Origin of the sequence: Enterobacter sp. GD03975 (genome assembly GCF_029838645.1) — a bacterium.
GTDB lineage: Bacteria > Pseudomonadota > Gammaproteobacteria > Enterobacterales > Enterobacteriaceae > Enterobacter > Enterobacter quasihormaechei.
This window is the reverse complement of record NZ_JAOBZC010000018.1, coordinates 1-23,898: the sequence shown is the minus strand read 5'-3', so window position 1 is coordinate 23,898 and position 23,898 is coordinate 1. Positions and strand designations below refer to the sequence as shown.

Sequence of the window (23,898 nt, the reverse complement as noted above, 5' to 3'; positions counted from 1 at the left end):
CCAGCACCGTGTTGGTGCAAATCGGCGGATATGGTCGGATTTGTTGTTTTGTATGGCGGAGCGGGATTCATGTAGTGAATTGTTCTACTGATTACCCGCCCACACCACCATCACCTTATCGCCCTTATGCTCGCGTACAAATCCGTACCCCTCTTTCAGCGACAGCGTGGTTTGCTTGCCTTCACCCATTGCCGGATGACGGGCGCGGAACTGCCCCAGAAGCTGCCAGTGGGCGACAGTTAACGCCTGTTTACCCGTTACGTCCTGCCAGTTCATATCCGAACGGGTTCCCTGTAGCGGATCGGACCCCGTCGGACCAAATGGACGCTCTGATTCATCGCCGTAATAGATTTGCACGCTTCCCGGCGCCAGCAGCAGTAGCTCAGCGGCGCGCTGGCCTCCTTCACGGAACAGTCGCGTATCGTGGGAGGAGAGATAACTCAGCACGTTAAAGCTTTGCAGTTTTTCGGCCATTTGCTGCCAGGTCAGATCCATATCCGCCAGACAGTCCACCGCTTTCGCCGCCTGCTCCTGATAGTCAAAATTGATCATCGCATCAAAGCCGTGGCGATAATAATCGCTCTGCATCACGCCGTGACCCCAGGATTCACCGGTCATCCAGAATGGCGCATCGTCGAGTTTTTTGTCCGGGTTGGCGGCTTTCCACGCGACCAGCGCCTGGCTGGCCTGCTCCTTCAGCTGCTGCCAGGCTTCAGGCTCAACGTGTTTAGCGGTATCGACCCGGAAACCGTCGATGCCGTAGTCACGTACCCACTGGCTGAGCCAGTGGGTCAGGTAATCTCGCGGCGTGAAGTTCGTCATCACTTTCGCGTTGGTGTCGGGTTTGTGTTGATAAAAGTTCGGCAAACCTGACGGGATCTTAGATTCCGTTTTCAGATCCGGCAGAAACGCCAGGGACATCGTTAAATCGTCAAAGCCGGGGTTGTCATAATCGCCGATATCGGTGCGGATCCATTTTTTTCCCCACCATTTTTCCCATGCAGCTTTATCACTGAAGTTGATGTAATCATTGAAGCTGTGCCAGCTTTGACCCGCGCCTGGCTTCCAGTCAGTCCAGCGTTCGCCGAGCGTTTTCTTCAGCTCATCACCCTGCAAATACAACGCGCCAAACTGATACTCCTGCATATCGGCAAGCGTCGCATAGCCCGCGTGGTTCATGACAACGTCAAACAGGACGCGGATACCGCGCCGGTGCGCTTCGTCGACAAGCTGGCGCAAATCCTCTTCGCTGCCCATGTTGGCGTCGAGCTTCGTCCAGTCCTGAGTGTAATAGCCGTGATAGGCGTAGTGAGGGAAATCCCCTTTGGTGCCGCCGCCCACCCAGCCGTGGATCTGCTCCAGCGGAGAACTTATCCAGAGCGCATTCACGCCCAGTTGCTGGAGGTAATCCAGTTTGCTGGTAAGCCCTTTAAGATCGCCGCCGTGGAACGTCCCTATCTCCTGCATACCGTCTTTATGGCGGCCATAGCTGTTATCGTTGGCAGGGTCGCCATTCACGAAGCGATCGGTCAGCACGAAATAGACGGTGGCGTTTTGCCAGCTGAACGGCGCGGGGTTGTCCGTCTCGGCGCGCTCAAGTAGCAGCAGGCCATTGCTGTTGGCGGCTGGCTGAAGCGTGACGTTGCCATTTTCAACGGTCGCGGTCTGTTTGCTGTAAAAATCACGCACCACCGTTCCTTCCGGGAAGGTGTTTGCTACGTCAAGCGTAAGCGGTTTACCGTCCCACTTCGGGCACTGGCGGGTGACGTCAGCGACAGGCTGTGGCGCCGCACTTTGTACCGTCAGCATCAGGGTTGGCGTTCCCGAGCGCGTATCAATACGCATCTGATAAACGCCGTCACGGAATAACCGCCACTGCGGCGGAGTGTCTTCGCACGGTTTGAGCGACAGCATCTCGTTGAGCTTAATGGCCTCTGTCGGCTGCCAGCACGCGTTGTCAAGACTCAACGTCAGTGGACGGATACCCTTCGCAAGCTTTGCCTGGCTGGTAAAGACGCCGGTACCTTCAGCGTTAAACGCGTCAAATCCCGGCGATGACCAGTCGGCATGCGCGAGTGCGGGTAACATCAGAACAGCTAATGCAGTGCGTTTCATTCCATTTTCCTGTCGCGGCATTTTTGACCAGTGTGCCATTCGGCTCAGGGGAAAAACTCCTCCTGTGAGGCTTTCTGCCAGGAGGACGCGAAGGGATGAGTGATCCCGCGCAAAATTAGGCTGTTATCTGCGATATCGCACACATTTTTCCAGTGTTGATGCTTTAATGAGCACGTTTCGAATGACATAGTTTCGGAATTGGACTATTTATATACGTGCTCTTGAAGACTATTTTTGGTACGATTTGAGATTCCGCTCTCAAATTTTGAAGAAAATAAGGTGTTGGAATGCTTATATCCGACCAGGAGACCTAATGATATCGACTCCCATTCGACGATATGGGGCCGCGATACTCATGTTACTCACCATGGCATTTTCAGGTGAGGTGCTTGCAAAGACGCACGCGGATACAACGAGTAAGAAAGCCCACGTAATAAAAACGACAAGCAGTAAGGTTAGCAGTAAACAAGAGTATTCTCGCAATAGTGCAAAGAGTAGTTCACTTCCTGATTTGCGAAAATACCCTTCCGGGACACCACGAAAAAAAGCGTTTCTCCGGACGGTAATGCCTTACATTAAAAGTCAAAATGCCGCGATTACTGCGGATCGTAACTGGCTGATTTCCAAACAGTACGATAGCCGCTGGTCGCCGTCTGAGCGCACGCGCCTGAAAGACATCGCCAAACGCTATAAAGTGAAGTGGAGCGGAAACACGCGTCGCGTGCCGTGGAACTCACTGTTAGAACGTGTGGACATCATTCCAGGCAGCATGGTGGCGACAATGGCCGCCGCCGAAAGCGGTTGGGGGACCTCGAAGCTGGCCCGCAACAACAACAATCTGTTTGGCATGAAGTGCGCCAAAGGTCGTTGTACCAATGCACCCGGCAAGGTGAAGGGTTATTCACAGTTTGAATCGGTGAAAGATTCCGTGAATGCCTACGTGGTGAACCTGAACACCCACCCGGCCTACTCCTCGTTCCGTAAGTCCCGCGCCCAGCTGCGTAAAGCGGATCAGGAAGTGACGGCTACGGCGATGATCCACAAGCTGAAAGGGTATTCCACTCAGGGACAGCGTTATAACAACTATCTGTTCTCGATGTACCAGGATAACCAGCGTCTGATTGCCGCGCACATGTAATGAAAAACGCCTTCCACTGGAAGGCGTTCTCTTTTCTAGAGCAGGACTTCACTGTACCGTTCCCGGTACTCCTTCGGCGTGGTGTCATATTCTTTCCTGAACACCGAATAGAAATACTGTAGCGACGGGTAGCCGCACATCTGTGAAATCTCGTTGATGGACAGCGAAGTGGAGATCAGCAGACTGCGCGCTTTCTCCAGCTTTTCTGCATGGATCACGGCATGTATCGTCTCACCCACTTCCTCTTTGAAGCGCTTCTCCAGATTCGAACGAGAAATCCCGACCGAATCCAGCACCTGATCGACCTTAATACCTTTGCAGGCATGATTGCGAATGTAGTGCATCGCCTGAATCACGGCCGGATCGTTTAAGGAACGGTAGTCGGTAGAGCGGCGCTCGACCACGCGAACGGGCGGAACCAGCAGGCGCTGGAGCGGGAGGGATTCATTATCTAACAGTCTGTGCAGCAGCTTCGCAGCCTGATAGCCCATCTGCCGCGTACCCTGCGCCACGGATGACAGCGCCACGCGCGACAGATAGCGCGTAAGCTCTTCGTTATCGATACCAATCACGCACAGCTTTTCAGGCACCGGAATATGCAAATGCTCGCACACCTGCAATACGTGGCGGGCGCGGGCGTCCGTCACGGCGATAATGCCTGTCTGGGGCGGCAGCGTTTGCAGCCAGTCAGCCAGCCGGTTTTGCGCGTGCTGCCAGTTTTCTGGCGCGGTTTCCAGCCCCTGATAAACGACGCCGCGATACTTCTCCTGGGCAACCAGCTGGCAGAACGCATACTCACGCTCCATTGCCCAGCGCTTGCCGCTGGTGGCGGGCAAACCGTAAAACGCAAAACGGTGTACGCCTTTCTCCTTTAAATGGAGGAAGGCGGTCTCGACCAGGGCATGGTTATCGGTGGCGATGTAGTGAACAGGGGGATAATGTTCCGGTGAATGGTATGAGCCGCCAACGCCCACGATAGGAACGTCGACGCCACTCAGCAGCTGTTCAATGACGGGGTCGTCAAAGTCAGCGATGACCCCGTCTCCCAGCCAGTCCTTAATGTTCTCCAGACGGGTACGGAAATCTTCTTCGATGAAAATATCCCATTCGGATTGCGACGCCTGCAAATATTCACCAACCCCTTCAACCACCTGACGGTCATAGGCTTTGTTGGCATTGAATAACAACGTAATGCGGTGACGCTTTTCAAACATGGCTCACTTTCCCAAATTAGTCACGATACGGTTCTCAGGCGCGCCGCTTGGTGGCAGAGTCCATCCAGACTGCCAGCAAAAGAATGGCTCCCTTGACGATATACTGCCAAAACGTCGGCACGTCCATCATACTCATCCCGTTATCCAGCGAAGCCATAATAAATGCGCCCATCACCGCCCCCGCCACGCTGCCAATACCCCCGGCGAGGCTGGTTCCGCCAATTACGCAGGCGGCGATGGCGTCCAGCTCGGCAATATTACCGGCAGACGGGGAACCCGCACCCAGTCGCGAGCTGAGGATCAGCCCCGCGATGGCTACCATCAGACCGTTAATGGCAAAGACGGCGAGTTTGGTGCGCTCCACGTTAATGCCGGACAAACGCGCGGCTTCCAGGTTGCCGCCGATGGCATAAATGCGGCGGCCGAAAGCGGTACGTGTGGCCATAAACATCCCACCTAACAGCAGCAGCGCCAGCAGCAGAACGGGCGTCGGGACGCCGCGATAATCGTTAAGCAGCCAGATGGCACCCAGCACAATCACGGCGGTAAGCGCCTGACGACCCACCACCGAGGTAGAAGCAGGTGAGGCCAGACCCAGCGCCTGGCGACGCATGCGTCCCCGCCATTGCCACGCTACAAACGCCATCAGCCCAACCACGCCGATCGTAAAACCGACGCCATCAGAGAGGTAGCTTTGGCCAATCTGGGACATAGAGGCGCTGGTGGGGGAGACGGTGGTGCCGTTGGTGATACCAATTAAAATGCCGCGGAAAGCCAGCATTCCCGCCAGGGTGACGATAAACGACGGGACTTTCCGGTAGGCCACCCACCAGCCGTTCCACGCCCCCAGCAGCAGACCCAGTACCAGCGTGACCGCAATCGTCAGCGGCAGCGGCCAGCCGAGCCAGACGTCAAAAATCGCCGCCACGCCGCCGAGCAGGCCCATCATCGACCCTACCGACAGGTCAATTTCCGCTGAGATGATCACGAAGACCATCCCCACCGCCAGAATGCCGGTGATGGCGGTCTGACGCAGCAGGTTAGAGACGTTACGTGCGCTCAGATAGGAGCCGTCGGTCATCCAGGTAAAGAACAACATGATGACGATAATGGCCGCAATCATCACGAATACTTGTAGATTCAGCGATTTAAGTCCTGCGAACGCACCGGGCGTCGGAACAGCGACTTTGATATCAGACGGGTTGCTTTTCGACATGGCGTTCGCTCCTTAGGGCAGCTTCCATCACCTGCTCTTGCGTCAGGTTCTGGTTGTTCAGGTTGGCTTTGAGTTTCCCTTCATGCATGACCAGCACGCGGTCGCTCAGGCCCAGCACTTCAGGCAGTTCGGACGAGATAACAATGACGGCAATCCCTTGCTGCACCAGTTGATTAATCAGCTTGTAGATTTCGTACTTCGCGCCGATATCGATTCCCCGCGTGGGTTCGTCCAGAATTAAAATGCGCGGATTAAGCAGCAGGCAGCGCGCCAGAATCGCCTTTTGCTGGTTGCCGCCGCTCAGGCGTCCTATCGCCAGCTCTGGCGAGGACGTTTTCACCTTAAGCCTTGCGAGCGACTGGAGTATGCACTGCTGTTCTGCGGCATCGTCAAGGCTGCTCAGCGTGCCGGAAAACTGGCTGAGCGCCGCCAGCGTGATATTTTTTCCCACCGCCATAACCGGCACGATGCCGTCTTTTTTGCGGTCTTCGGGCACCATGGCAATGCCTCTGGCAATGGCCTGCTGGCAGTTGTCGATTTTTACCGGCTGACCGTCGACATAAACTTTGCCTTCCCAGCGCCCCGGCCAGACGCCAAACAGACACTGTACGGCCTCGGTTCTTCCGGCACCCACCAGGCCCGCAATGCCGAGAATTTCGCCTCGGTGCAGCGAGAAGGAGAGGTCATTCACGCGCTTGATATGGCGGTTAACGGGGTGCCACGCCGTCAGGTTTTCCACGCGCAGGATCTCTTCGCCAATCGCGTGCGGCTCGTTGGGATACAGCGCGGTGAGTTCGCGGCCCACCATCATGGTGATGATGTCATCCTCACTCATGCCTTCTGCCTCACGCGTGCCGATGTGCTGCCCGTCGCGGATGACGCAGATGGTGTCGGAAATGGCTTTCACCTCGTTAAGCTTGTGCGAAATATAGATGCAGGCGATACCGTGGTTTTGCAGGTCGCGGATGATATTGAGCAGAACGGCCGTTTCCTGTTCGGTGAGCGAGGCGGTTGGCTCGTCGAGGATCAGCAGGCGTACCTGTTTATTCAGCGCTTTGGCGATCTCCACCAGCTGCTGCTGGCCCAAACCTAAGTCGCCCACGCGCGTATCCGGTGAGATAGCCAGGCTCACCTGAGCCAGCAATTTTTCGCAGCGCAGCGTCATGGTGTCGTAATCCAGCACGCCGTGGCGCGAGAGTTCGGCCCCAAGAAAGATATTTTCCAGCACGCTTAGGTGCTTCACCAGCGCCAGCTCCTGGTGAATGATAGCGATGCCTTTACGCTCGGTATCGCGAATGTGCGTGGCCTGGAGCACCTCTCCGGCGAAGACGATTTCGCCCTCGTAGCTGCCGTGCGGGTAGATCCCACACAGCACCTTCATCAGCGTGGATTTCCCCGAGCCGTTTTCGCCGCACAGCGACATCACTTCGCCGGGATTCAGCCGCAGGCTGACGTTGTCGACCGCTTTCACCGTCCCGAAGGCTTTGGTGATGCTTTTCATTTCAAGTAAATAAGACATAACTGCTCCGCATAGCCCGACAGATGAACAGGGCAGGTCGATGCGCCCCCGCCGGGCAGGGGCTGCGCTGGATTACAGTTCACTCTTCTTATGGAAACCGTCTTTCACCACCGTGGCGTCAATGTTCTCTTTGTTGACTTCGATAGGGGTAAGCAGGCGAGCCGGTACGTCTTTCAGACCGTTATTTAACGTTGCGTCTGCTTTAGGCTGTTGGTCATTGCCCAGCTCAACGGCAATTTCAGCAGCCGTATTGGCAAGCTCGGTAATGGGTTTATACACCGTCATGGTTTGGGTGCCCGCGATAATGCGTTTAACACCCGCAAGATCGGCATCCTGACCGGAGATAGCGATTTTTCCGGCCAGACCCTGCGCGCTCAGCGCCTGAATGGCGCCACCCGCAGTGGCATCGTTAGAGGCCACTACCGCATCGATTTTGTTGTTATTTGCGGTCAACGCGTTTTCCATAATTTTCAGCGCATTTTCCGGTAACCAACCGTCAACCCACTGGTCGCCGACGACCTTAATTTTGCCCTCGTCGATATATGGCTTAAGTACTGTCATTTGTCCCTGGCGGAACAGCTTGGCGTTGTTATCCACAGGCGAACCGCCCATCAGGAAATAATTTCCTTGCGGCACCTTAGCGACCAGGCTTTTAGCCTGTAATTCACCCACTTTTTCATTGTCGAACGAAATATAATAATCAATATCCGCATTATTAATCATGCGGTCATAGGCCAGGACTTTTATGCCTTCCTGTTTAGCCTCTTTCACCACGTTGCTTAATACCTGGCCGTTATACGGGATAATGACCAGCACATCGACGCCACGGTTGATCATATTCTCGATTTGCGACATTTGCGTCTCTTCGTTGCCGTTAGCGGACTGAACGAACACCTCCGCGCCGAGGGCTTCCGCTTTTTTAACAAAGATATCGCGATCTTTTTGCCAGCGCTCCAGGCGTAAGTCATCAATCGCCATGCCGATTTTGACCTCTTTGGCGTGGCCGGCAAAGCTTGCAAGCAGGAGAGTAGTGCAGAGCGTTAGGGTCAGGTTCTTTATCTTCATAATTATTAGGCCTTTTTGTAGGGGTATGTGTCGCTGAGATAAAAGAAACGTTCACTGCTGAGACGCAGCAAATTTTTAACGTGGAAAGGCCTGCTGGCAATTACAGATTTTTATCTTCTCATTACGATATTTGGTTTATTTCTGAATTTATGACCGCGATCGGATTTTAAAAAGCGTAACCTATTAATTACATTTGATTCTGGAATATGCGCCGAAAAATAGTTTGTCTGCACATTATTTTGCGAGCCAGCGCACAATTGTGCATTCTCTCAATAGCAGTGTGAAATAACGTAATTGAGCAACCCCCAATGTCTATTCACTATTACTCCAGAAGCAAGACCACGCCGCATACCCTGATTATGGAGCTCAATATGCAAGCTTATTTCGACCAACTCGATCGCGTTCGTTTCGAAGGCACGAAAACGACCAATCCTTTAGCATTTCGTCACTACAACCCGGATGAGCTGGTGCTGGGTAAGCGCATGGAAGATCACTTGCGCTTTGCCGCCTGCTACTGGCACACCTTCTGCTGGAACGGTGCTGATATGTTCGGCGTGGGCGCTTTTGACCGTCCATGGCAGCAGCCGGGCGAGGCCATTGAGCTGGCGAAGCGTAAAGCCGACGTCGCGTTCGAGTTCTTCCATAAGCTGAACGTGCCGTACTACTGTTTCCACGATGTGGACGTGTCGCCTGAAGGGGCATCGCTGAAAGAGTATCTGAACAATTTCGCGCAGATGGTCGATGTACTGGCTGAAAAACAGCAGCAGAGCGGCGTGAAGCTGCTCTGGGGGACGGCTAACTGCTTTACCAACCCTCGCTACGGTGCGGGTGCGGCAACCAACCCCGATCCGGAAGTCTTCAGCTGGGCGGCAACCCAGGTCGTGACTGCGATGAACGCTACGCATCAGTTGGGCGGCGAGAACTATGTTCTCTGGGGCGGTCGTGAAGGTTACGAAACGCTGCTGAATACCGACCTGCGTCAGGAGCGCGAGCAGATTGGTCGCTTTATGCAGATGGTTGTGGACCACAAACACAAAATCGGCTTCCGCGGCACGCTGCTGATTGAGCCTAAACCGCAGGAGCCAACCAAGCATCAGTACGACTACGATGTTGCCACCGTGTATGGCTTCCTGAAGCAGTTTGGTCTGGAAAAAGAGATCAAAGTGAATATTGAGGCTAACCACGCTACCCTGGCGGGCCACTCTTTCCATCACGAAATTGCCTCTGCGATTGCGCTGGGCATCTTCGGATCGGTAGATGCGAACCGCGGCGATCCGCAGCTGGGCTGGGATACTGACCAGTTCCCGAACAGCGTCGAAGAAAATGCGCTGGTAATGTACGAAATCATCAAAGCGGGCGGTTTCACCACCGGCGGCCTGAACTTCGACGCCAAAGTCCGTCGCCAGAGCACCGACAAATACGATCTGTTTTACGGGCATATTGGCGCGATGGACACCATGGCGCTGGCACTGAAGGTGGCAGCCCGTATGATTGAAGACGGCGAACTGGATAAACGCGTGGCGAAGCGTTACGGCGGCTGGAACAGTGAGCTGGGCCAGCAAATTCTGAAAGGTCAGTTATCGCTTGCGGAAATCGCGAAGTACGCTGAACAGCATCAGCTGGCCCCGCAGCATCAGAGCGGACATCAGGAACTGCTGGAAAACCTGGTCAATCACTACCTCTTCGATAAATAACAGTATGCAGCATGCAGGCCCGGTAAGCGCATCGCCACCGGGCATGTCTGTCAAAGGAGTCACCACAATGTATATCGGGATCGATCTTGGCACGTCGGGTGTGAAAGCCATTCTGTTAAGCGAGCAGGGCGATGTGTTAGCAACCCAGACTGAAAAGTTGCAGGTTTCACGCCCGCATCCGCTGTGGTCTGAGCAAGATCCGGAGCAGTGGTGGCAGGCGACGGACCGCGCGATGAAAGCCTTAGGCGAGCAGCACAGCCTGTGCGACGTGAAAGCGCTGGGCATTGCCGGGCAAATGCATGGTGCAACGTTGCTGGATAGCCAGCATCGCGTTCTGCGCCCGGCTATTCTCTGGAACGATGGCCGCTGTGCGGAAGAGTGTGCGCTTCTTGAAGCGCGTGTGCCCACGTCCCGCGAGATTACGGGCAACCTGATGATGCCCGGTTTTACCGCGCCAAAACTCCTGTGGGTGCAGCGCCATGAACCCGAGATTTTCCGTCAGGTGGCGAAGGTGCTGCTGCCTAAAGACTACCTGCGTTTTCGCATGACGGGAGATTTTGCCAGCGACATGTCTGACGCTGCGGGTACGATGTGGCTCGACGTGGCGAAACGGGACTGGAGCGAGGCGATGCTGGATGCCTGCCAGCTGACGCGCGACCATATGCCCGCGCTGTTTGAAGGCAGCGAGATCGCGGGCACGCTGCAATCATCCATTGCTGAACGCTGGAATATGCCGGCCGTACCGGTTGTCGCCGGCGGCGGCGATAACGCGGCGGGCGCCGTTGGCGTGGGGATGGTGGAAGCAGGGCAGGCGATGCTCTCGCTCGGCACCTCCGGCGTCTATTTTGCCGTCAGTGACGGCTATCGCAGTAACCCTGAAAACGCCGTACACAGCTTCTGCCACGCGTTGCCGGGCAAATGGCATCTCATGTCGGTGATGCTGAGTGCCGCTTCCTGCCTCGACTGGGCGGCAAAGCTGACCGGAATGGCGGACGTACCGGCGCTTATCGCAGCGGCACAGCAGGCGGATGATAATGCCGGTGCGGTCTGGTTTTTACCGTACCTTTCCGGCGAGCGCACGCCGCACAACAACCCGGAAGCGAAAGGGGTGTTCTTCGGGCTTACTCATCAGCACGGCCCGGCAGAGCTGGCGCGCGCGGTGCTTGAAGGGGTCGGCTATGCGCTGGCGGACGGCATGGATGTCGTGCATGACTGTGGCCTGACGCCATCCAGCATTACCTTAATTGGCGGCGGGGCGCGAAGCAGCTACTGGCGGCAAATGCTTTCTGATATCAGCGGGTTGCCGCTGGACTATCGTACGGGGGGAGAGGTTGGTCCGGCGCTCGGTGCAGCACGGCTGGCGCAAATCGCGGTAAACCCGGATAAACCACTGAACTCGCTTTTGCCCCAGCTTCCGCTTGAACAGCAGCATCGTCCTGATGCGAAAAACCATGCTCGCTATGCTGAACGACGAGTCGTGTTCCGCAAAATTTATCAGCAGCTTGCGCCTCTTATGTCCTGAAACCTCGCCGGGTGGCGCTGCGCTGACCCGGCCAATAACTCCCCGTCCATCTGGCTAGCTTACAAACCTGCGCGTATCGATTCTTTGCAGCAACATGGACAGCAGCAGGCTGACAGCCAGCGTAGCGGTAAATATCCAGATAATATCCAGCACCGGCCAGCTTTTCAGCTCAACGCCGCGGGTGCGCAGGGCGTGGATTACCAGCGCGTGAAAACCGTAAATACCCAGCGAGTGGCGAGAGATAAACCCCAGCACCGGAAGCGGACGTTCGTTGAGGGTGTTTTTCACCAGGGTCAGCAGAGAAATCGCGCAGATAAAGACCATCGGGCCGCAATACAGATACCAGGTATCGGCAAAGTTGCCGCGCCATTGCAGCTCGTGCAGCGTCCCGCGAGAGATAATAAACACACCGGCGATAAACGCAGCCGCGCAAAGCCAGTTCATTCCTCGCTTTTGCGTCTCCATCATGCCGATGGCGCGCCCCAGCATGCCGTACACCACATAATAAAACGTGTCGCCGTTGATATAGAGGTTAACGGGAAGCCATTCAAAGCCATCAACTTTTTGTGAGAGGGTATTCGGGTTTGCCACAATCCCGATGATCGCCATCAAGGCCAGCAGCATTTTACCGCTGACGTTTTTTACCTGAATTAACGGAGAAACCAGGTAAATAACGATTATCGCGAAGAAAAACCACAGGTGATAGAACACCGGTTTTTGCAGCACATTGAGCAGGGAACGTTCGGCGTTAATGGACGTGCACAGGATGATATAGATTAGCGAAATGGCGCTGTAAAACAGCAGACAGGAGACAATACGGATGAAATGTCTCGGCTGCGCGCTACGCTCACCAAAAAAGAGAAAACCGGAAATCATAAAGAACAGCGGGACGCTCACGCGGGAGGCCGAGTTCAGAATATTGGCGACATCCCAGTTAACGGGGCTGATACTGTGCGCGTTCGTGACATACCAGGTCGTTGTGTGGATCATCACCACCATCAGACAAGCTATTCCCCGCAGGTTATCAATCCAGTTAATTTTTGACTGCATCAGTTCCTCTGTATTCCTGATAAAGAAAGTGTGACTGCGGTAGCGTAAAACTTTTCCCTTGGAAAATTCTGAGTTTAGCCAGGCTGTCTTGTCGGGAGCTGGCGAGATTCGCAGAATGTTGAACATTAATCTATAAACGTGTTGCTACTAAAAATAACAGCCACTGACCGGGGCGGTAATAAAAATGATGATGAAGCGTGGGGCGTCACTCTTTCTGCTGCTTTTATTAGCAGGGTGCAGTGCTTCTCAGGAGGCCCCTGTCCAGAAAGCACAGCAGGGGAAAATGAGCCCGGAGCGTTCCCTGAATATGGAACAGCTGTGCATAGGTGAGGCGGCTCATCGCTATAATTCCGAGGCGCAAAAAATTCATATTAACGGCTTCGAGCGCTTTCAGGGCAGCTATGAACTGAAAGGCTATACTGCGCGTAAAGAGGGCTTTGTCTGCTCTTTTGATGCAGACGGCCAGTTTTTACATCTCTCGATGCGCTAAATTGCTCGGATAATCAGCAACCAGAGCCTTCACCGGTTCTGGCGGTAGACCTTATTCCCCAATTTTCCCTAAACAACCCCGTTTCGTACTGTATATCTTGCAGCCAGCGGGTATACTGATCCCTTCCATTTAAAACCACACGTATCCAGCACGAAATACTATGCAAAAGTTTGATACCAAGACCTTCCAGGGCCTGATCCTGACCTTACAGGATTACTGGGCTCGTCAGGGCTGCACCATTGTTCAACCTTTGGACATGGAAGTTGGCGCAGGCACCTCACACCCGATGACCAGCCTGCGCGCGTTAGGGCCAGAGCCAATGGCAACCGCCTACGTGCAGCCATCCCGTCGTCCGACCGATGGCCGTTACGGCGAGAACCCGAACCGCTTGCAGCACTACTATCAGTTCCAGGTGGTGATTAAGCCATCACCCGACAATATTCAGGAACTGTACCTCGGGTCACTGAAAGAGCTGGGTATGGATCCAACCATTCACGACATTCGCTTCGTGGAAGATAACTGGGAAAACCCAACGCTGGGTGCCTGGGGTCTGGGTTGGGAAGTGTGGCTGAACGGCATGGAAGTGACCCAGTTCACTTACTTCCAGCAGGTCGGCGGTCTCGAATGTAAGCCGATCACCGGTGAAATCACCTACGGTCTGGAACGTCTGGCAATGTACATTCAGGGCGTAGACAGCGTTTACGACCTGGTGTGGAGCGACGGCCCGCTGGGTAAAACCACCTACGGCGACGTGTTCCATCAGAACGAAGTGGAGCAATCCACCTATAACTTCGAATACGCGGACGTGGACTTCCTGTTCACCTGCTTCGAGCAGTACGAGAAAGAAGCCCAGCAGCTGCTGGCGCTGGAGACTCCGCTGCCGCTGCCTGCCTACGAGCGTATTCTGAAGGCTGCCCACAGCTTCAACCTGCTGGACGCCCGCAAAGCCATCTCCGTGACTGAACGTCAGCGCTACATTCTGCGAATCCGTACCCTGACCAAAGCCGTTGCAGAAGCTTACTACGCGTCCCGTGAAGCCCTTGGCTTCCCGATGTGCAACCGAAACAAATAAGAGGCGGCCATGTCTGAGAAAACTTTCCTGGTGGAAATCGGCACTGAAGAGCTGCCACCAAAAGCCCTGCGCAGCCTGGCTGAATCTTTCGCTGCGAACGTCACTGCCGAGCTGGATAACGCTGGCCTGGCGCACGGTAAAATTGAGTGGTTTGCTGCGCCGCGTCGTCTGGCGCTGAAGGTGGCAAACCTGGCGGCGTCTCAGCCGGATCGTGAAGTTGAGAAACGTGGCCCGGCCATTGCTCAGGCGTTCGACGCGGAAGGCAAGCCGAGCAAAGCGGCAGAAGGCTGGGCGCGCGGTTGCGGTATCACCGTTGACCAGGCCGAGCGTCTGACCACCGATAAAGGTGAATGGCTGCTGTATCGTGCCCACGTGAAAGGCGAAAGTGCGGAAGCGCTACTGCCAGATATGATCGCGACTTCGCTGGCTAAGCTGCCGATTCCTAAGCTGATGCGCTGGGGCGCGTCCGACGTACACTTCGTGCGTCCGGTGCACACTGTGACCCTGCTGCTGGGCGATACCGTTATTCCGGCAACCATTCTGGGCGTAGCGTCCGATCGCGTGATCCGCGGCCATCGCTTTATGGGCGAGCCAGAGTTCACCATCGACAATGCCGACCAGTACCCGCAGATCCTGCTGGAGCGCGGTAAAGTTATTGCTGACTACGAACAGCGTAAAGCCAAAATTAAAGCGGACGCAGAAGAAGCGGCGCGTAAGATTGGCGGTAATGCCGATCTGAGCGACAGCCTGCTGGAAGAGGTAACTTCTCTGGTGGAATGGCCGGTTGTGCTGACCGCGAAATTCGAAGAGAAATTCCTGGCCGTTCCGGCAGAAGCGCTGGTTTACACCATGAAGGGTGACCAGAAGTACTTCCCGGTTTACGCCAACGACGGCAAGCTGCTGCCAAACTTCATCTTCGTGGCGAACATCGAATCGAAAGATCCGATCCAGATTATCTCCGGTAACGAGAAAGTGGTGCGCCCACGTCTGGCGGATGCCGAGTTCTTCTTCAACACCGACCGTAAAAAACGTCTGGAAGATAACCTGCCGCGTCTGCAAACCGTGCTGTTCCAGCAGCAACTGGGTACGCTGCGCGACAAGACCGACCGTATCGCGGAGCTGTCCGGCTGGATTGCCCGTGAGATTGGCGCGGACGTGAACCACGCTACCCGTGCGGGCCTGCTTTCCAAGTGCGACCTGATGACCAACATGGTGTTCGAATTCACCGACACCCAGGGCGTCATGGGCATGCATTACGCGCGTCACGATGGCGAAGCGGAAGACGTGGCGGTGGCCCTGAACGAGCAGTATCAGCCGCGCTTTGCCGGTGACGATCTGCCGTCCAACCCGGTTGCCTGCGCCGTGGCGATTGCCGATAAGATGGACACCCTGGCGGGTATCTTCGGTATCGGTCAGCATCCGAAAGGCGATAAAGACCCGTTTGCGCTGCGTCGCGCCGCGCTGGGCGTGCTGCGTATCATCGTCGAGAAGAACCTGAACCTCGATCTGCAAACGCTGACGGAAGAAGCGGTGCGTCTGTACGGCGATAAGCTGACCAACGCGAAGGTTGTGGATGATGTTATCGACTTTATGCTCGGTCGTTTCCGCGCGTGGTATCAGGACGAAGGTTACTCCGTTGACACCATTCAGGCGGTGCTGGCGCGTCGTCCGACCCGTCCGGCAGATTTCGATGCGCGTATGAAAGCGGTATCCCACTTCCGTACGCTGGAAGCGGCGTCTGCTCTGGCTGCGGCCAACAAGCGTGTATCTAACATCCTCGCGAAATCCGACGAGACGCTGAACGAGCGTGTAAATGCCGCGACGCTGAAAGAGCCGGAAGAGATTGCTCTGGCGATGCAGGTTGTGGTGCTGCGCGACAAGCTTGAGCCGTACTTCGCGGAAGGCCGCTACCAGGAAGCGCTGGTGGAGCTGGCGGAGCTGCGTGACATCATCGACGCCTTCTTCGAGAAAGTGATGGTAAACGTGGAAGATAAAGAGTTGCGTATTAACCGTCTCTCTATGCTCGAGAAACTGCGTGAGCTGTTCCTGCGCGTGGCGGATATTTCGCTGCTGCAATAATGTAAAAAACCCGCCCCTGACAGGCGGGAAGAACGGCAACTAAACTTTATTCTTCGTAGGCCGGGAAAGCGCAGCGCCTCCCGGCAAAAGCCCGATGGCGCGAAGCTTATCGGGCCTACGTTATAGCCTTACACTCTCTCAAACACCGTCGCGATCCCCTGACCCAACCCGATACACATCGTTGCCAGCCCGAACTGGGCATCTTTGCGTTCCATCAGGTTGATCAGCGTGGTGCTGATACGCGCCCCGGAGCAGCCCAGCGGATGTCCGAGGGCGATCGCGCCGCCGTTGAGGTTAATCTTCTCGTCGATCTGATCCATCAGGCCCAGATCTTTAATGCACGGCAGGATCTGTGCGGCGAAGGCTTCGTTCATCTCGAACAGATCGATATCACTTGCGCTCAGCCCCGCTTTTTTCAGCGCCAGTTTTGACGCCGGAACCGGACCGTAGCCCATGATCGACGGGTCGCAACCCACGACCGCCATCGAACGCACGCGGGCGCGTGGCGTCAGGCCTAATTCGCGGGCGCGGCTTTCGCTCATCACCAGCATCGCGGCGGCGCCGTCGGACAGGGCAGAAGAGGTGCCCGCCGTTACCGTGCCGGTGACCGGATCAAAAGCCGGACGCAGGGTAGAAAGCGCGTCGACCGTGGTTTCAGGACGGATAACTTCGTCGTAGCTGAACTGCTTCAGTACGCCGTCCGCGTCGTGTCCGCCGGTTGGGATAATCTCATTCTTAAAAGCGCCAGACTGCGTGGCGGCCCAGGCGCGGGCGTGAGAGCGCGCGGCAAAAGCATCCTGCATTTCGCGGCTGATACCGTGCAGGCGGGAGAGCATCTCGGCGGTCAGGCCCATCATGCCTGCGGCTTTCGCCACGTTGCGGCTCATGCCAGGGTGGAAATCAACCCCGTGGCTCATCGGCACGTGGCCCATGTGCTCGACGCCGCCGACCAGGCAGGCCTGCGCATCGCCGGTCATAATCATACGCGCCGCATCGTGCAGCGCCTGCATCGACGAACCGCACAGGCGGTTGACGGTAACGGCCGGAACCGAATGCGGGATCTCCGCCAGCAGGGAGGCGTTACGGGCGATGTTGAAGCCCTGCTCAAGGGTCTGCTGCACGCAGCCCCAGTAGATATCGTCGAGCGCAGCGGGATCCAGCGCCGGATTACGCGCCAGCAGGCTACGCATCAGGTGCGCGGAGAGATCTTCCGCGCGCACGTTACGGAACGCGCCGCCTTTTGAACGGCCCATCGGGGTGCGAATCGCATCAACAATGACAACCTTTTCCATTGTGACTCCTTAAGCCGTTTTCAGTGCGCCAACCGGACGGGCTGGCTCAACTGCTGGGTAGTAGGGTTCGTTATGGCGCGCTTTGTTACGCAGGCCTTCCGGCACGTTGTACAGCGGGCCGAGGTGCTGATACTGCTGCGCCATATCGAGGTAGCGGGCACTGCCGAGCGTATCCAGCCAGCGGAACGCGCCGCCGTGGAACGGAGGGAAGCCCAGGCCGTACACCAGCGCCATATCCGCTTCTGCCGGGCTGGCGATAATGCCTTCTTCGAGGCAGCGCACCACTTCGTTGATCATCGGAATCATCATGCGGGCAATAATTTCGTCGTCGGTGAAGTCGCGTTTCGGCTGGCATACGTCCGCCAGCAGGCCATCCACCGCCGGATCTTCCTCTTTCTTCGGCTTGCCTTTGCTGTCTTCTTTATAACGCCAGAAGCCCATGCCGTTTTTTTGCCCGAAGCGGTTGGCGTCGAACAGGGCGTCAATCGCGTCGCGATAATCTTTCTGCATGCGCTGCGGGAAGCCCGCTGCCATCACCGCCTGAGCGTGATGCGCGGTGTCGATCCCGACCACGTCCAGCAGATAGGCCGGGCCCATCGGCCAGCCGAACTGTTTTTCCATCACTTTGTCGATCTTGCGGAAGTCCGCGCCGTCGCGCAGCAGCTGGCTGAAGCCGGCAAAGTAGGGGAACAGCACGCGGTTAACGAAGAAGCCCGGGCAGTCGTTAACAACGATTGGCGTTTTGCCCATTTTGCTGGCCCACGCCACCACTTTGGCGATGGTGTCGTCGGAGGTTTTTTCCCCGCGGATCACTTCGACCAGCGGCATACGGTGCACTGGGTTAAAGAAGTGCATTCCGCAGAAGTTTTCCGGACGCTTCAGCACGCTTGCCAGCTCGCTGATAGGAATGGTGGAGGTGTTGGAGGCCAGCACGGTCTCAGGACGCACCTTCTCTTCCGTTTCGGCCAGCACCGCTTTTTTGACTTTCGGATTCTCAACGACCGCTTCAACCACCACGTCCACGCGATCAAAGCCGCTGTATTCCAGCGTTGGCTGGATGGTGGAGATCACGCCGGAGAGTTTCATACCGTCAATTTTGCCGCGCTCAAGCTGTTTATTCAGCAGCTTGGCGGCTTCGGTCATGCCCAGCGTCAGGGATTTTTCGTTGATGTCTTTCATCACCACCGGCACGCCTTTCCAGGCCGACTGGTAAGCGATACCGCCGCCCATAATGCCGGCGCCAAGCACCGCCGCGTGTTTTGGCGTTTCAACGTTTTTGGTCAGCTGCTTAGCTTTGCCCTTCACGAACTGATCGTTCAGGAAGATGCCAACCAGCGCGCGGGCTTCATTGGTATGCGCCAGCGGGACAAAGCTCTGGTTTTCAAGCTTCAGGGCTTCATCACGGCCCAGACGGGCTGCCGCTTCAATGGTTTTCACCGCCGTGATTGGCGCCGGGTAGTGTTTACCCGCCGTCTGCATCACCATGCCTTTGGCGATAGTGAAGCTCATGGTGGCTTCAATCTTGCTGAGCTTTAACGGCTCCAGCTTCGGCTGGCGTTTGGCTTTCCAGTCGAGATCGCCATTAATCGCCTGACGCAGAATGGCGAGTGCTCCTTCAACCAGCTTCTCTGGTTTCACGACGCCGTCGACCAGGCCGATTTTCTGCGCCTGTTCTGCACCCACGTCTTTACCGGCAGCGATGATTTCCAGGGCGCTGTCCGCACCCAGCATGCGTGGCATACGCACAGAACCGCCAAAGCCCGGCATGATGCCCAGCTTGGTTTCCGGCAGGCCGATACGCAGGTCCGGCGTTGCCAGACGGTAATCTGTCGCCAGCACGCATTCGCAGCCGCCGCCCAGCGCGTAGCCGTTAACGGCTGAAATCGTTGGCACAGGTAAATCTTCCAGACGATTAAAGACGCTGTTGGCAAAGTGCAGCCACTGGCTCAGCTGCTCCTCAGGAACCTGGAACAACGACAGGAATTCGGTGATATCCGCACCAACGATAAAGGCCGCTTTGTTGGAGCGCAGCAGCAGCCCTTTTAAATCTGATTGCTTTTCAAGTACATCCAGCGCCTGGCCAAGACTGGCCACCGTCGCGGTATCAAGCTTGTTCACTGAGCCGGGGGCATCGAACACCAGTTCGGCAATGCCATCTTCCAGCCAGTCTACGTACAGGGTGTCGCCTTTGTAGAGCATGTCGGTCTCCTGAATCCAGCAATTGGATCTGGTCATACCAGATGAGACGGAGTGTGGAATTTATGTTAAAAAAATGCAAATTACTCATTAAGAAATTGCTGCGCTGATCACGGTCGGTGGAAATCACGCAGTCGGAGTGAGGTGTGCTAAGATGCGATGACTTGAGGTCAAAAAAACGAAAGGAAGAATGATGGACTCACTGGCTTCGCTTTATAAAAATCATATCGTTACCCTACAGGAACGTACCCGCGATGTACTGGCCCGCTTCAAGCTGGATGCTCTGCTGATCCACTCCGGCGAGCTGATGAATACGTTTCTTGATGACCATGCTTATCCCTTCAAGGTTAACCCGCAGTTTAAAGCCTGGGTGCCGGTGACACAGGTTCCAAATTGCTGGCTGCTGGTGGATGGCGTGAACAAGCCGAAACTGTGGTTCTACCTGCCGGTCGATTACTGGCACAACGTGGAACCGCTGCCGACCTCATTCTGGACCGAAGAAATTGACGTGATTGCGCTGCCAAAAGCGGACGGCATTGGCAGCCAGCTGCCAGCGGCGCGCGGCAACATCGGCTACATTGGTCCGGTTCCCGAGCGTGCGCTGGGTCTGGATATTCCGGCAGATAAACTTAACCCGAAAGGCGTGCTGGATTATCTGCACTACTATCGCGCCTACAAGACTGACTATGAACTTTACTGCATGCGTGAAGCGCAAAAAACGGCGGTGAATGGCCACCGTGCGGCGCATGAAGCGTTCCAGTCCGGCATGAGCGAGTTCGATATCAATCAGGCCTACCTGACCGCGACCGGCCACCGCGATACCGATGTGCCTTACAGCAACATCGTGGCGCTGAATGAGCATGCCTCTGTTCTGCACTACACCAAACTGGATCATCAGGTTCCGGCTGAGATGCGCAGCTTCCTGCTGGATGCCGGCGCAGAGTACAACGGCTATGCGGCAGACCTGACCCGTACCTGGGCGGCGAATGCGGATACCGATTTCGCGCAGCTGATTAAAGACGTGAACGATGAACAGCTGGCGCTGATTGGCACCATGAAAGCGGGAACCAGCTATGTGGATTACCACATCCAGTTCCATCAGCGCATCGCGAAACTGCTGCGTAAGCATCAGATTGTCAAAGACATGAGCGAAGAGGCGATGGTGGAGAACGATCTGACCGGGCCATTTATGCCGCACGGTATCGGCCACCCGCTGGGTTTGCAGGTTCATGACGTCGCAGGCTTTATGCAGGATGATACCGGTACGCACCTGGCGGCACCGTCTAAATATCCTTATCTGCGCTGCACCCGCGTTCTGGCGCCGCGTATGGTATTGACCATCGAGCCGGGCATCTACTTTATTGAATCCCTGCTGGCGCCGTGGCGTGAAGGCCAATTCAGCAAGCACTTCAACTGGGAAAAAATTGACGCGCTGAAGCCGTTTGGCGGCATTCGTATCGAGGATAACGTGGTTATTCACGAGAACAGCATTGAGAACATGACGCGAGATCTAAAGCTGGCCTGATGGAAAGCTGGCTGATACCGGCTGAGCCGGTCACCTTTGTTGAGGAAATCAAAAAAAGCCGCTTTATCACGCTGTTGGCGCATACCGACGGCGTGGAGGCGGCGAAGGCGTTCGTCGAGTCCGTTCGTGCGCAGCACCCCGATGCCCGCCACCACTGTGTGGCGTGGGTTGCAGGGCCGCCGAATGACTCACAGCAGCTCGGGTTTTCTGATGACGGTGAACCGGCGGGCACGGCCGGAAAACCGATGCTCTCCCAGCTAATGGGCAGCGGTGTGGGTGAAATCACCGCCGTCGTTGTGCGCTACTACGGTGGCATTTTGTTAGGCACAGGCGGCCTGGTTAAAGCCTACGGCGGTGGTGTTCAGCAGGCGCTTAATCTTCTGATAACGACCCGCAAAACGCCGCTGACAGAATATACTTTGTTATGCGATTACGCCCAGCTATCGGGTATCGAAGCACTGCTTAAACAGTTTAACGGCGTCATCGCACACAGTGATTATCAGGCAATGGTGCAACTACGCGTGGCGCTTCCTCAGGCGGAACTGGCTGCTTTTTCAGCAAAACTCGCTGATTTTAGTCGCGGTTCATTGCAATTACTGCCGATTGAAGAATAATCCCCACCTCATCATTTTGAATACCTAAGGAAGCGGCAGAGATGCATTTTCGTGCCATTACCCGAATCGTTGGATTGCTGGTCATACTTTTCTCCGGGACGATGATCATCCCCGGACTGGTGGCGCTCATCTACCGGGACGGTGCGGGGCGTGCATTCACGCAAACCTTTTTTGTCGCGCTGACGATTGGCTCGCTGCTGTGGTGGCCAAACCGTCGTGAGAAGGGTGAGCTGAAATCCCGTGAGGGTTTTTTGATTGTGGTCCTGTTCTGGACGGTACTGGGAAGCGTGGGTGCGCTTCCGTTTATCTTCTCTGAACAACCGAATCTCACCATCACGGATGCGTTTTTTGAATCGTTCTCCGGTTTAACGACCACCGGCGCCACCACGCTTGTGGGGCTGGATTCGCTCCCACATGCGATTCTCTTTTACCGGCAGATGCTCCAGTGGTTTGGCGGTATGGGGATCATCGTCCTGGCGGTGGCTATCCTGCCGATTCTGGGCGTCGGGGGGATGCAGCTTTACCGGGCAGAAATGCCTGGCCCGCTGAAAGATAACAAGATGCGCCCGCGTATTGCGGAGACGGCGAAAACCCTGTGGCTTATATATGTCCTGCTGACGGTGGCCTGCGCGCTGGCGCTGTGGTTCGCCGGGATGCCCGCGTTCGACGCCATCGGGCACAGCTTCGCGACTATCGCCATCGGCGGGTTTTCTACCCATGATGCCAGCGTCGGTTACTTCGACAGCCCGACAATCAATACCATCATTGCCATTTTCCTGCTGATCTCAGGCTGTAACTACGGTCTACACTTCTCGTTGCTCAGCGGACGTAGCCTGAAGGTGTACTGGCGCGACCCGGAATTCCGGATGTTTATTGGTGTCCAGCTGACCCTGGTGATCATCTGTACCCTGGTACTGTGGTTCCATGATGTCTATAACTCGGCGGTCACGACCCTGAACCAGGCCTTCTTCCAGGTGGTATCGATGGCGACAACCGCCGGTTTCACCACGGACAGTATTGCGCGTTGGCCGCTGTTCCTGCCGGTGCTGCTGCTGTGCTCTGCGTTTATCGGCGGTTGCGCCGGTTCGACGGGCGGTGGTCTGAAGGTGATCCGTATACTGCTGCTGTTCAAGCAGGGGAACCGTGAGCTGAAACGTCTGGTCCACCCGAATGCGGTTTACAGCATTAAGCTGGGGAACCGCGCGCTGCCGGAGCGTATCCTCGAAGCGGTGTGGGGATTCTTCTCCGCTTATGCGCTGGTCTTTATTGTCAGTATGCTGGCGATTATCGCCACGGGTGTGGATGATTTCTCTGCCTTCGCCTCTGTGGTGGCAACGTTAAACAACCTGGGGCCGGGGCTGGGCGTTGTGGCGGATAACTTCGCCAGTATGAACCCGGTGGCGAAGTGGATCTTAATTGCCAATATGCTGTTTGGGCGTCTTGAGGTCTTTACGTTGCTGGTGCTGTTTACCCCAACATTCTGGCGTGAGTAAGGAGACATAAGTGAAAACGTTAATTCTTTTCTCAACGCGTGACGGTCAAACGCGTGAGATTGCTTCTTATCTGGCTTCTGAACTCACAGAGCTGGGCATTTATTCTGATGTGGTGAACCTGAATCGCACAGAACAGATTGCCTGGCAGGATTACGACCGTGTGGTCATTGGCGCTTCAATTCGTTACGGTCATTTCCACCCTGCGCTGGATCGTTTTGTGAAAAAGCATACGGCGGAACTCGCGAAGCGGCCTGGCGCGTTTTACTCGGTCAACCTGGTTGCCCGTAAAGCGGAGAAGCGTACGCCGCAGACCAACAGCTATACGCGCAAGTTTTTGCTGAATTCGCCATGGCAGCCCGATATCTGTTCTGTCTTTGCGGGCGCGCTGCGTTATCCGCGCTATAGCTGGTATGACCGCTTTATGATCCGCCTGATCATGAAGATGACAGGTGGTGAAACGGATACGCGTAAAGAAGTGGTCTACACCGACTGGGCTCAGGTCGCCAGTTTTGCCCGTGAAATTGCGCGTTTAACGGACGATCCGCGGGTTAAATAAGCGTTAAGTTTGAAAAGTGAGCGAACGAAAAGTTTTTTGTATTTAGTG

At 55.8% G+C, this 23,898-nt stretch carries 18 protein-coding genes; 10 read left to right on the top strand and 8 right to left on the bottom strand.

Features of this window, described 5'->3' with window-relative positions:
- Positions 1–84: 84 nt before the first annotated feature.
- Positions 85–2,115 (bottom strand): alpha-amylase, encoded by a 2,031-nt coding sequence (locus tag N5C09_RS20210; RefSeq protein WP_279749753.1) that lies wholly within the window; start codon positions 2,113–2,115, stop codon positions 85–87.
- 313 nt (positions 2,116–2,428) lie between these two features.
- Between N5C09_RS20210 and N5C09_RS20205 the strand changes: the two genes are divergently transcribed.
- Positions 2,429–3,253 (top strand): protein bax, encoded by an 825-nt coding sequence (locus N5C09_RS20205; RefSeq protein ID WP_071888809.1) that lies wholly within the window; start codon positions 2,429–2,431, stop codon positions 3,251–3,253.
- 35 nt (positions 3,254–3,288) lie between these two features.
- Here the strand turns inward: N5C09_RS20205 and xylR are convergent, their stop codons facing one another.
- The 4 genes from xylR to xylF form a co-directional block, all read right to left on the bottom strand.
- Positions 3,289–4,467, bottom strand: coding sequence for a D-xylose utilization transcriptional activator XylR (gene xylR, locus N5C09_RS20200; protein ID WP_063449964.1), 1,179 nt, complete (start codon positions 4,465–4,467; stop codon positions 3,289–3,291).
- A 34-nt stretch (positions 4,468–4,501) separates the two neighbouring features.
- A complete protein-coding gene (gene xylH, locus N5C09_RS20195; protein WP_003860151.1) occupies positions 4,502–5,683 on the bottom strand; it encodes a xylose ABC transporter permease XylH in 1,182 nt (393 codons plus the stop codon).
- Positions 5,661–7,202 (bottom strand): xylose ABC transporter ATP-binding protein, encoded by a 1,542-nt coding sequence (locus tag N5C09_RS20190; protein WP_279749752.1) that lies wholly within the window; start codon positions 7,200–7,202, stop codon positions 5,661–5,663. Before N5C09_RS20190 ends, xylH begins: the two co-directional genes overlap by 23 nt.
- A gap of 72 nt (positions 7,203–7,274) precedes the next feature.
- A complete protein-coding gene (gene xylF / locus N5C09_RS20185; RefSeq protein WP_279749751.1) occupies positions 7,275–8,267 on the bottom strand; it encodes a D-xylose ABC transporter substrate-binding protein in 993 nt (330 codons plus the stop codon).
- 371 nt (positions 8,268–8,638) lie between these two features.
- On the opposite strand from xylF, the gene xylA reads away from it, so the two are divergent.
- Together xylA and xylB are read left to right on the top strand one after the other, a co-directional pair.
- Positions 8,639–9,961, top strand: a complete 1,323-nt coding sequence (xylA, locus tag N5C09_RS20180) for a xylose isomerase (protein ID WP_063449989.1) — start codon at positions 8,639–8,641, stop codon at positions 9,959–9,961.
- Between the two features lie 67 nt (positions 9,962–10,028).
- Complete coding sequence (xylB, locus tag N5C09_RS20175; RefSeq protein ID WP_279749750.1) at positions 10,029–11,483, top strand: xylulokinase; 1,455 nt, start codon at positions 10,029–10,031, stop codon at positions 11,481–11,483.
- Positions 11,484–11,537: 54 nt separating this feature from the next.
- Here xylB and N5C09_RS20170 read toward each other — a convergent pair whose 3' ends face one another.
- Positions 11,538–12,533 (bottom strand): acyltransferase, encoded by a 996-nt coding sequence (locus tag N5C09_RS20170; protein WP_279749749.1) that lies wholly within the window; start codon positions 12,531–12,533, stop codon positions 11,538–11,540.
- Positions 12,534–12,717: 184 nt separating this feature from the next.
- Here N5C09_RS20170 and N5C09_RS20165 point away from each other — a divergent pair, with 184 nt between their 5' ends.
- From N5C09_RS20165 to glyS, 3 genes are all read left to right on the top strand, one after another.
- A complete protein-coding gene (locus N5C09_RS20165) occupies positions 12,718–13,023 on the top strand; it encodes a YsaB family lipoprotein (RefSeq protein ID WP_063865825.1) in 306 nt (101 codons plus the stop codon).
- A 160-nt stretch (positions 13,024–13,183) separates the two neighbouring features.
- On the top strand, positions 13,184–14,095 hold the full coding sequence (gene glyQ / locus N5C09_RS20160) for a glycine--tRNA ligase subunit alpha (protein ID WP_003860141.1): 912 nt from the start codon (positions 13,184–13,186) through the stop codon (positions 14,093–14,095).
- Between the two features lie 9 nt (positions 14,096–14,104).
- Complete coding sequence (glyS, locus tag N5C09_RS20155) at positions 14,105–16,174, top strand: glycine--tRNA ligase subunit beta (protein WP_063449957.1); 2,070 nt, start codon at positions 14,105–14,107, stop codon at positions 16,172–16,174.
- Positions 16,175–16,302: 128 nt separating this feature from the next.
- Here glyS and fadA read toward each other — a convergent pair whose 3' ends face one another.
- Complete coding sequence (fadA, locus tag N5C09_RS20150) at positions 16,303–17,466, bottom strand: acetyl-CoA C-acyltransferase FadA (protein ID WP_063865822.1); 1,164 nt, start codon at positions 17,464–17,466, stop codon at positions 16,303–16,305.
- A 9-nt stretch (positions 17,467–17,475) separates the two neighbouring features.
- Entirely contained in the window at positions 17,476–19,665 is a 2,190-nt protein-coding gene (gene fadB / locus N5C09_RS20145; RefSeq protein ID WP_279749747.1) for a fatty acid oxidation complex subunit alpha FadB, read from the bottom strand.
- 190 nt (positions 19,666–19,855) lie between these two features.
- Here fadB and pepQ point away from each other — a divergent pair, with 190 nt between their 5' ends.
- Genes pepQ through hemG form a run of 4 tightly spaced genes read left to right on the top strand, consistent with a single transcriptional unit; the run spans position 19,856 to position 23,850 of the window.
- The gene (gene pepQ / locus N5C09_RS20140) at positions 19,856–21,187 is read left to right on the top strand and encodes a Xaa-Pro dipeptidase (protein ID WP_107534180.1); all 1,332 of its coding nucleotides are present in this window, start codon (positions 19,856–19,858) and stop codon (positions 21,185–21,187) included.
- Entirely contained in the window at positions 21,187–21,801 is a 615-nt protein-coding gene (locus tag N5C09_RS20135) for an IMPACT family protein (RefSeq protein ID WP_064910954.1), read from the top strand. Before pepQ ends, N5C09_RS20135 begins: the two co-directional genes overlap by 1 nt.
- 41 nt (positions 21,802–21,842) lie before the next feature.
- Complete coding sequence (gene trkH / locus N5C09_RS20130; RefSeq protein WP_063865811.1) at positions 21,843–23,294, top strand: Trk system potassium transporter TrkH; 1,452 nt, start codon at positions 21,843–21,845, stop codon at positions 23,292–23,294.
- Positions 23,295–23,304: 10 nt separating this feature from the next.
- Positions 23,305–23,850, top strand: a complete 546-nt coding sequence (hemG, locus tag N5C09_RS20125) for a menaquinone-dependent protoporphyrinogen IX dehydrogenase (RefSeq protein WP_064910952.1) — start codon at positions 23,305–23,307, stop codon at positions 23,848–23,850.
- Positions 23,851–23,898 lie beyond the last annotated feature (48 nt).

Coding starts and splice junctions, on each gene's coding strand:
- N5C09_RS20210 (WP_279749753.1), bottom strand. CDS start 2,115: ATGAAACGCACTGCATTAGCTGTTCTGATGTTACCCGCACTCGCGCAT.
- N5C09_RS20205 (WP_071888809.1), top strand. CDS start 2,429: ATGATATCGACTCCCATTCGACGATATGGGGCCGCGATACTCATGTTA.
- xylR (WP_063449964.1), bottom strand. CDS start 4,467: ATGTTTGAAAAGCGTCACCGCATTACGTTGTTATTCAATGCCAACAAA.
- xylH (WP_003860151.1), bottom strand. CDS start 5,683: ATGTCGAAAAGCAACCCGTCTGATATCAAAGTCGCTGTTCCGACGCCC.
- N5C09_RS20190 (WP_279749752.1), bottom strand. CDS start 7,202: ATGTCTTATTTACTTGAAATGAAAAGCATCACCAAAGCCTTCGGGACG.
- xylF (WP_279749751.1), bottom strand. CDS start 8,267: ATGAAGATAAAGAACCTGACCCTAACGCTCTGCACTACTCTCCTGCTT.
- xylA (WP_063449989.1), top strand. CDS start 8,639: ATGCAAGCTTATTTCGACCAACTCGATCGCGTTCGTTTCGAAGGCACG.
- xylB (WP_279749750.1), top strand. CDS start 10,029: ATGTATATCGGGATCGATCTTGGCACGTCGGGTGTGAAAGCCATTCTG.
- N5C09_RS20170 (WP_279749749.1), bottom strand. CDS start 12,533: ATGCAGTCAAAAATTAACTGGATTGATAACCTGCGGGGAATAGCTTGT.
- N5C09_RS20165 (WP_063865825.1), top strand. CDS start 12,718: ATGATGATGAAGCGTGGGGCGTCACTCTTTCTGCTGCTTTTATTAGCA.
- glyQ (WP_003860141.1), top strand. CDS start 13,184: ATGCAAAAGTTTGATACCAAGACCTTCCAGGGCCTGATCCTGACCTTA.
- glyS (WP_063449957.1), top strand. CDS start 14,105: ATGTCTGAGAAAACTTTCCTGGTGGAAATCGGCACTGAAGAGCTGCCA.
- fadA (WP_063865822.1), bottom strand. CDS start 17,466: ATGGAAAAGGTTGTCATTGTTGATGCGATTCGCACCCCGATGGGCCGT.
- fadB (WP_279749747.1), bottom strand. CDS start 19,665: ATGCTCTACAAAGGCGACACCCTGTACGTAGACTGGCTGGAAGATGGC.
- pepQ (WP_107534180.1), top strand. CDS start 19,856: ATGGACTCACTGGCTTCGCTTTATAAAAATCATATCGTTACCCTACAG.
- N5C09_RS20135 (WP_064910954.1), top strand. CDS start 21,187: ATGGAAAGCTGGCTGATACCGGCTGAGCCGGTCACCTTTGTTGAGGAA.
- trkH (WP_063865811.1), top strand. CDS start 21,843: ATGCATTTTCGTGCCATTACCCGAATCGTTGGATTGCTGGTCATACTT.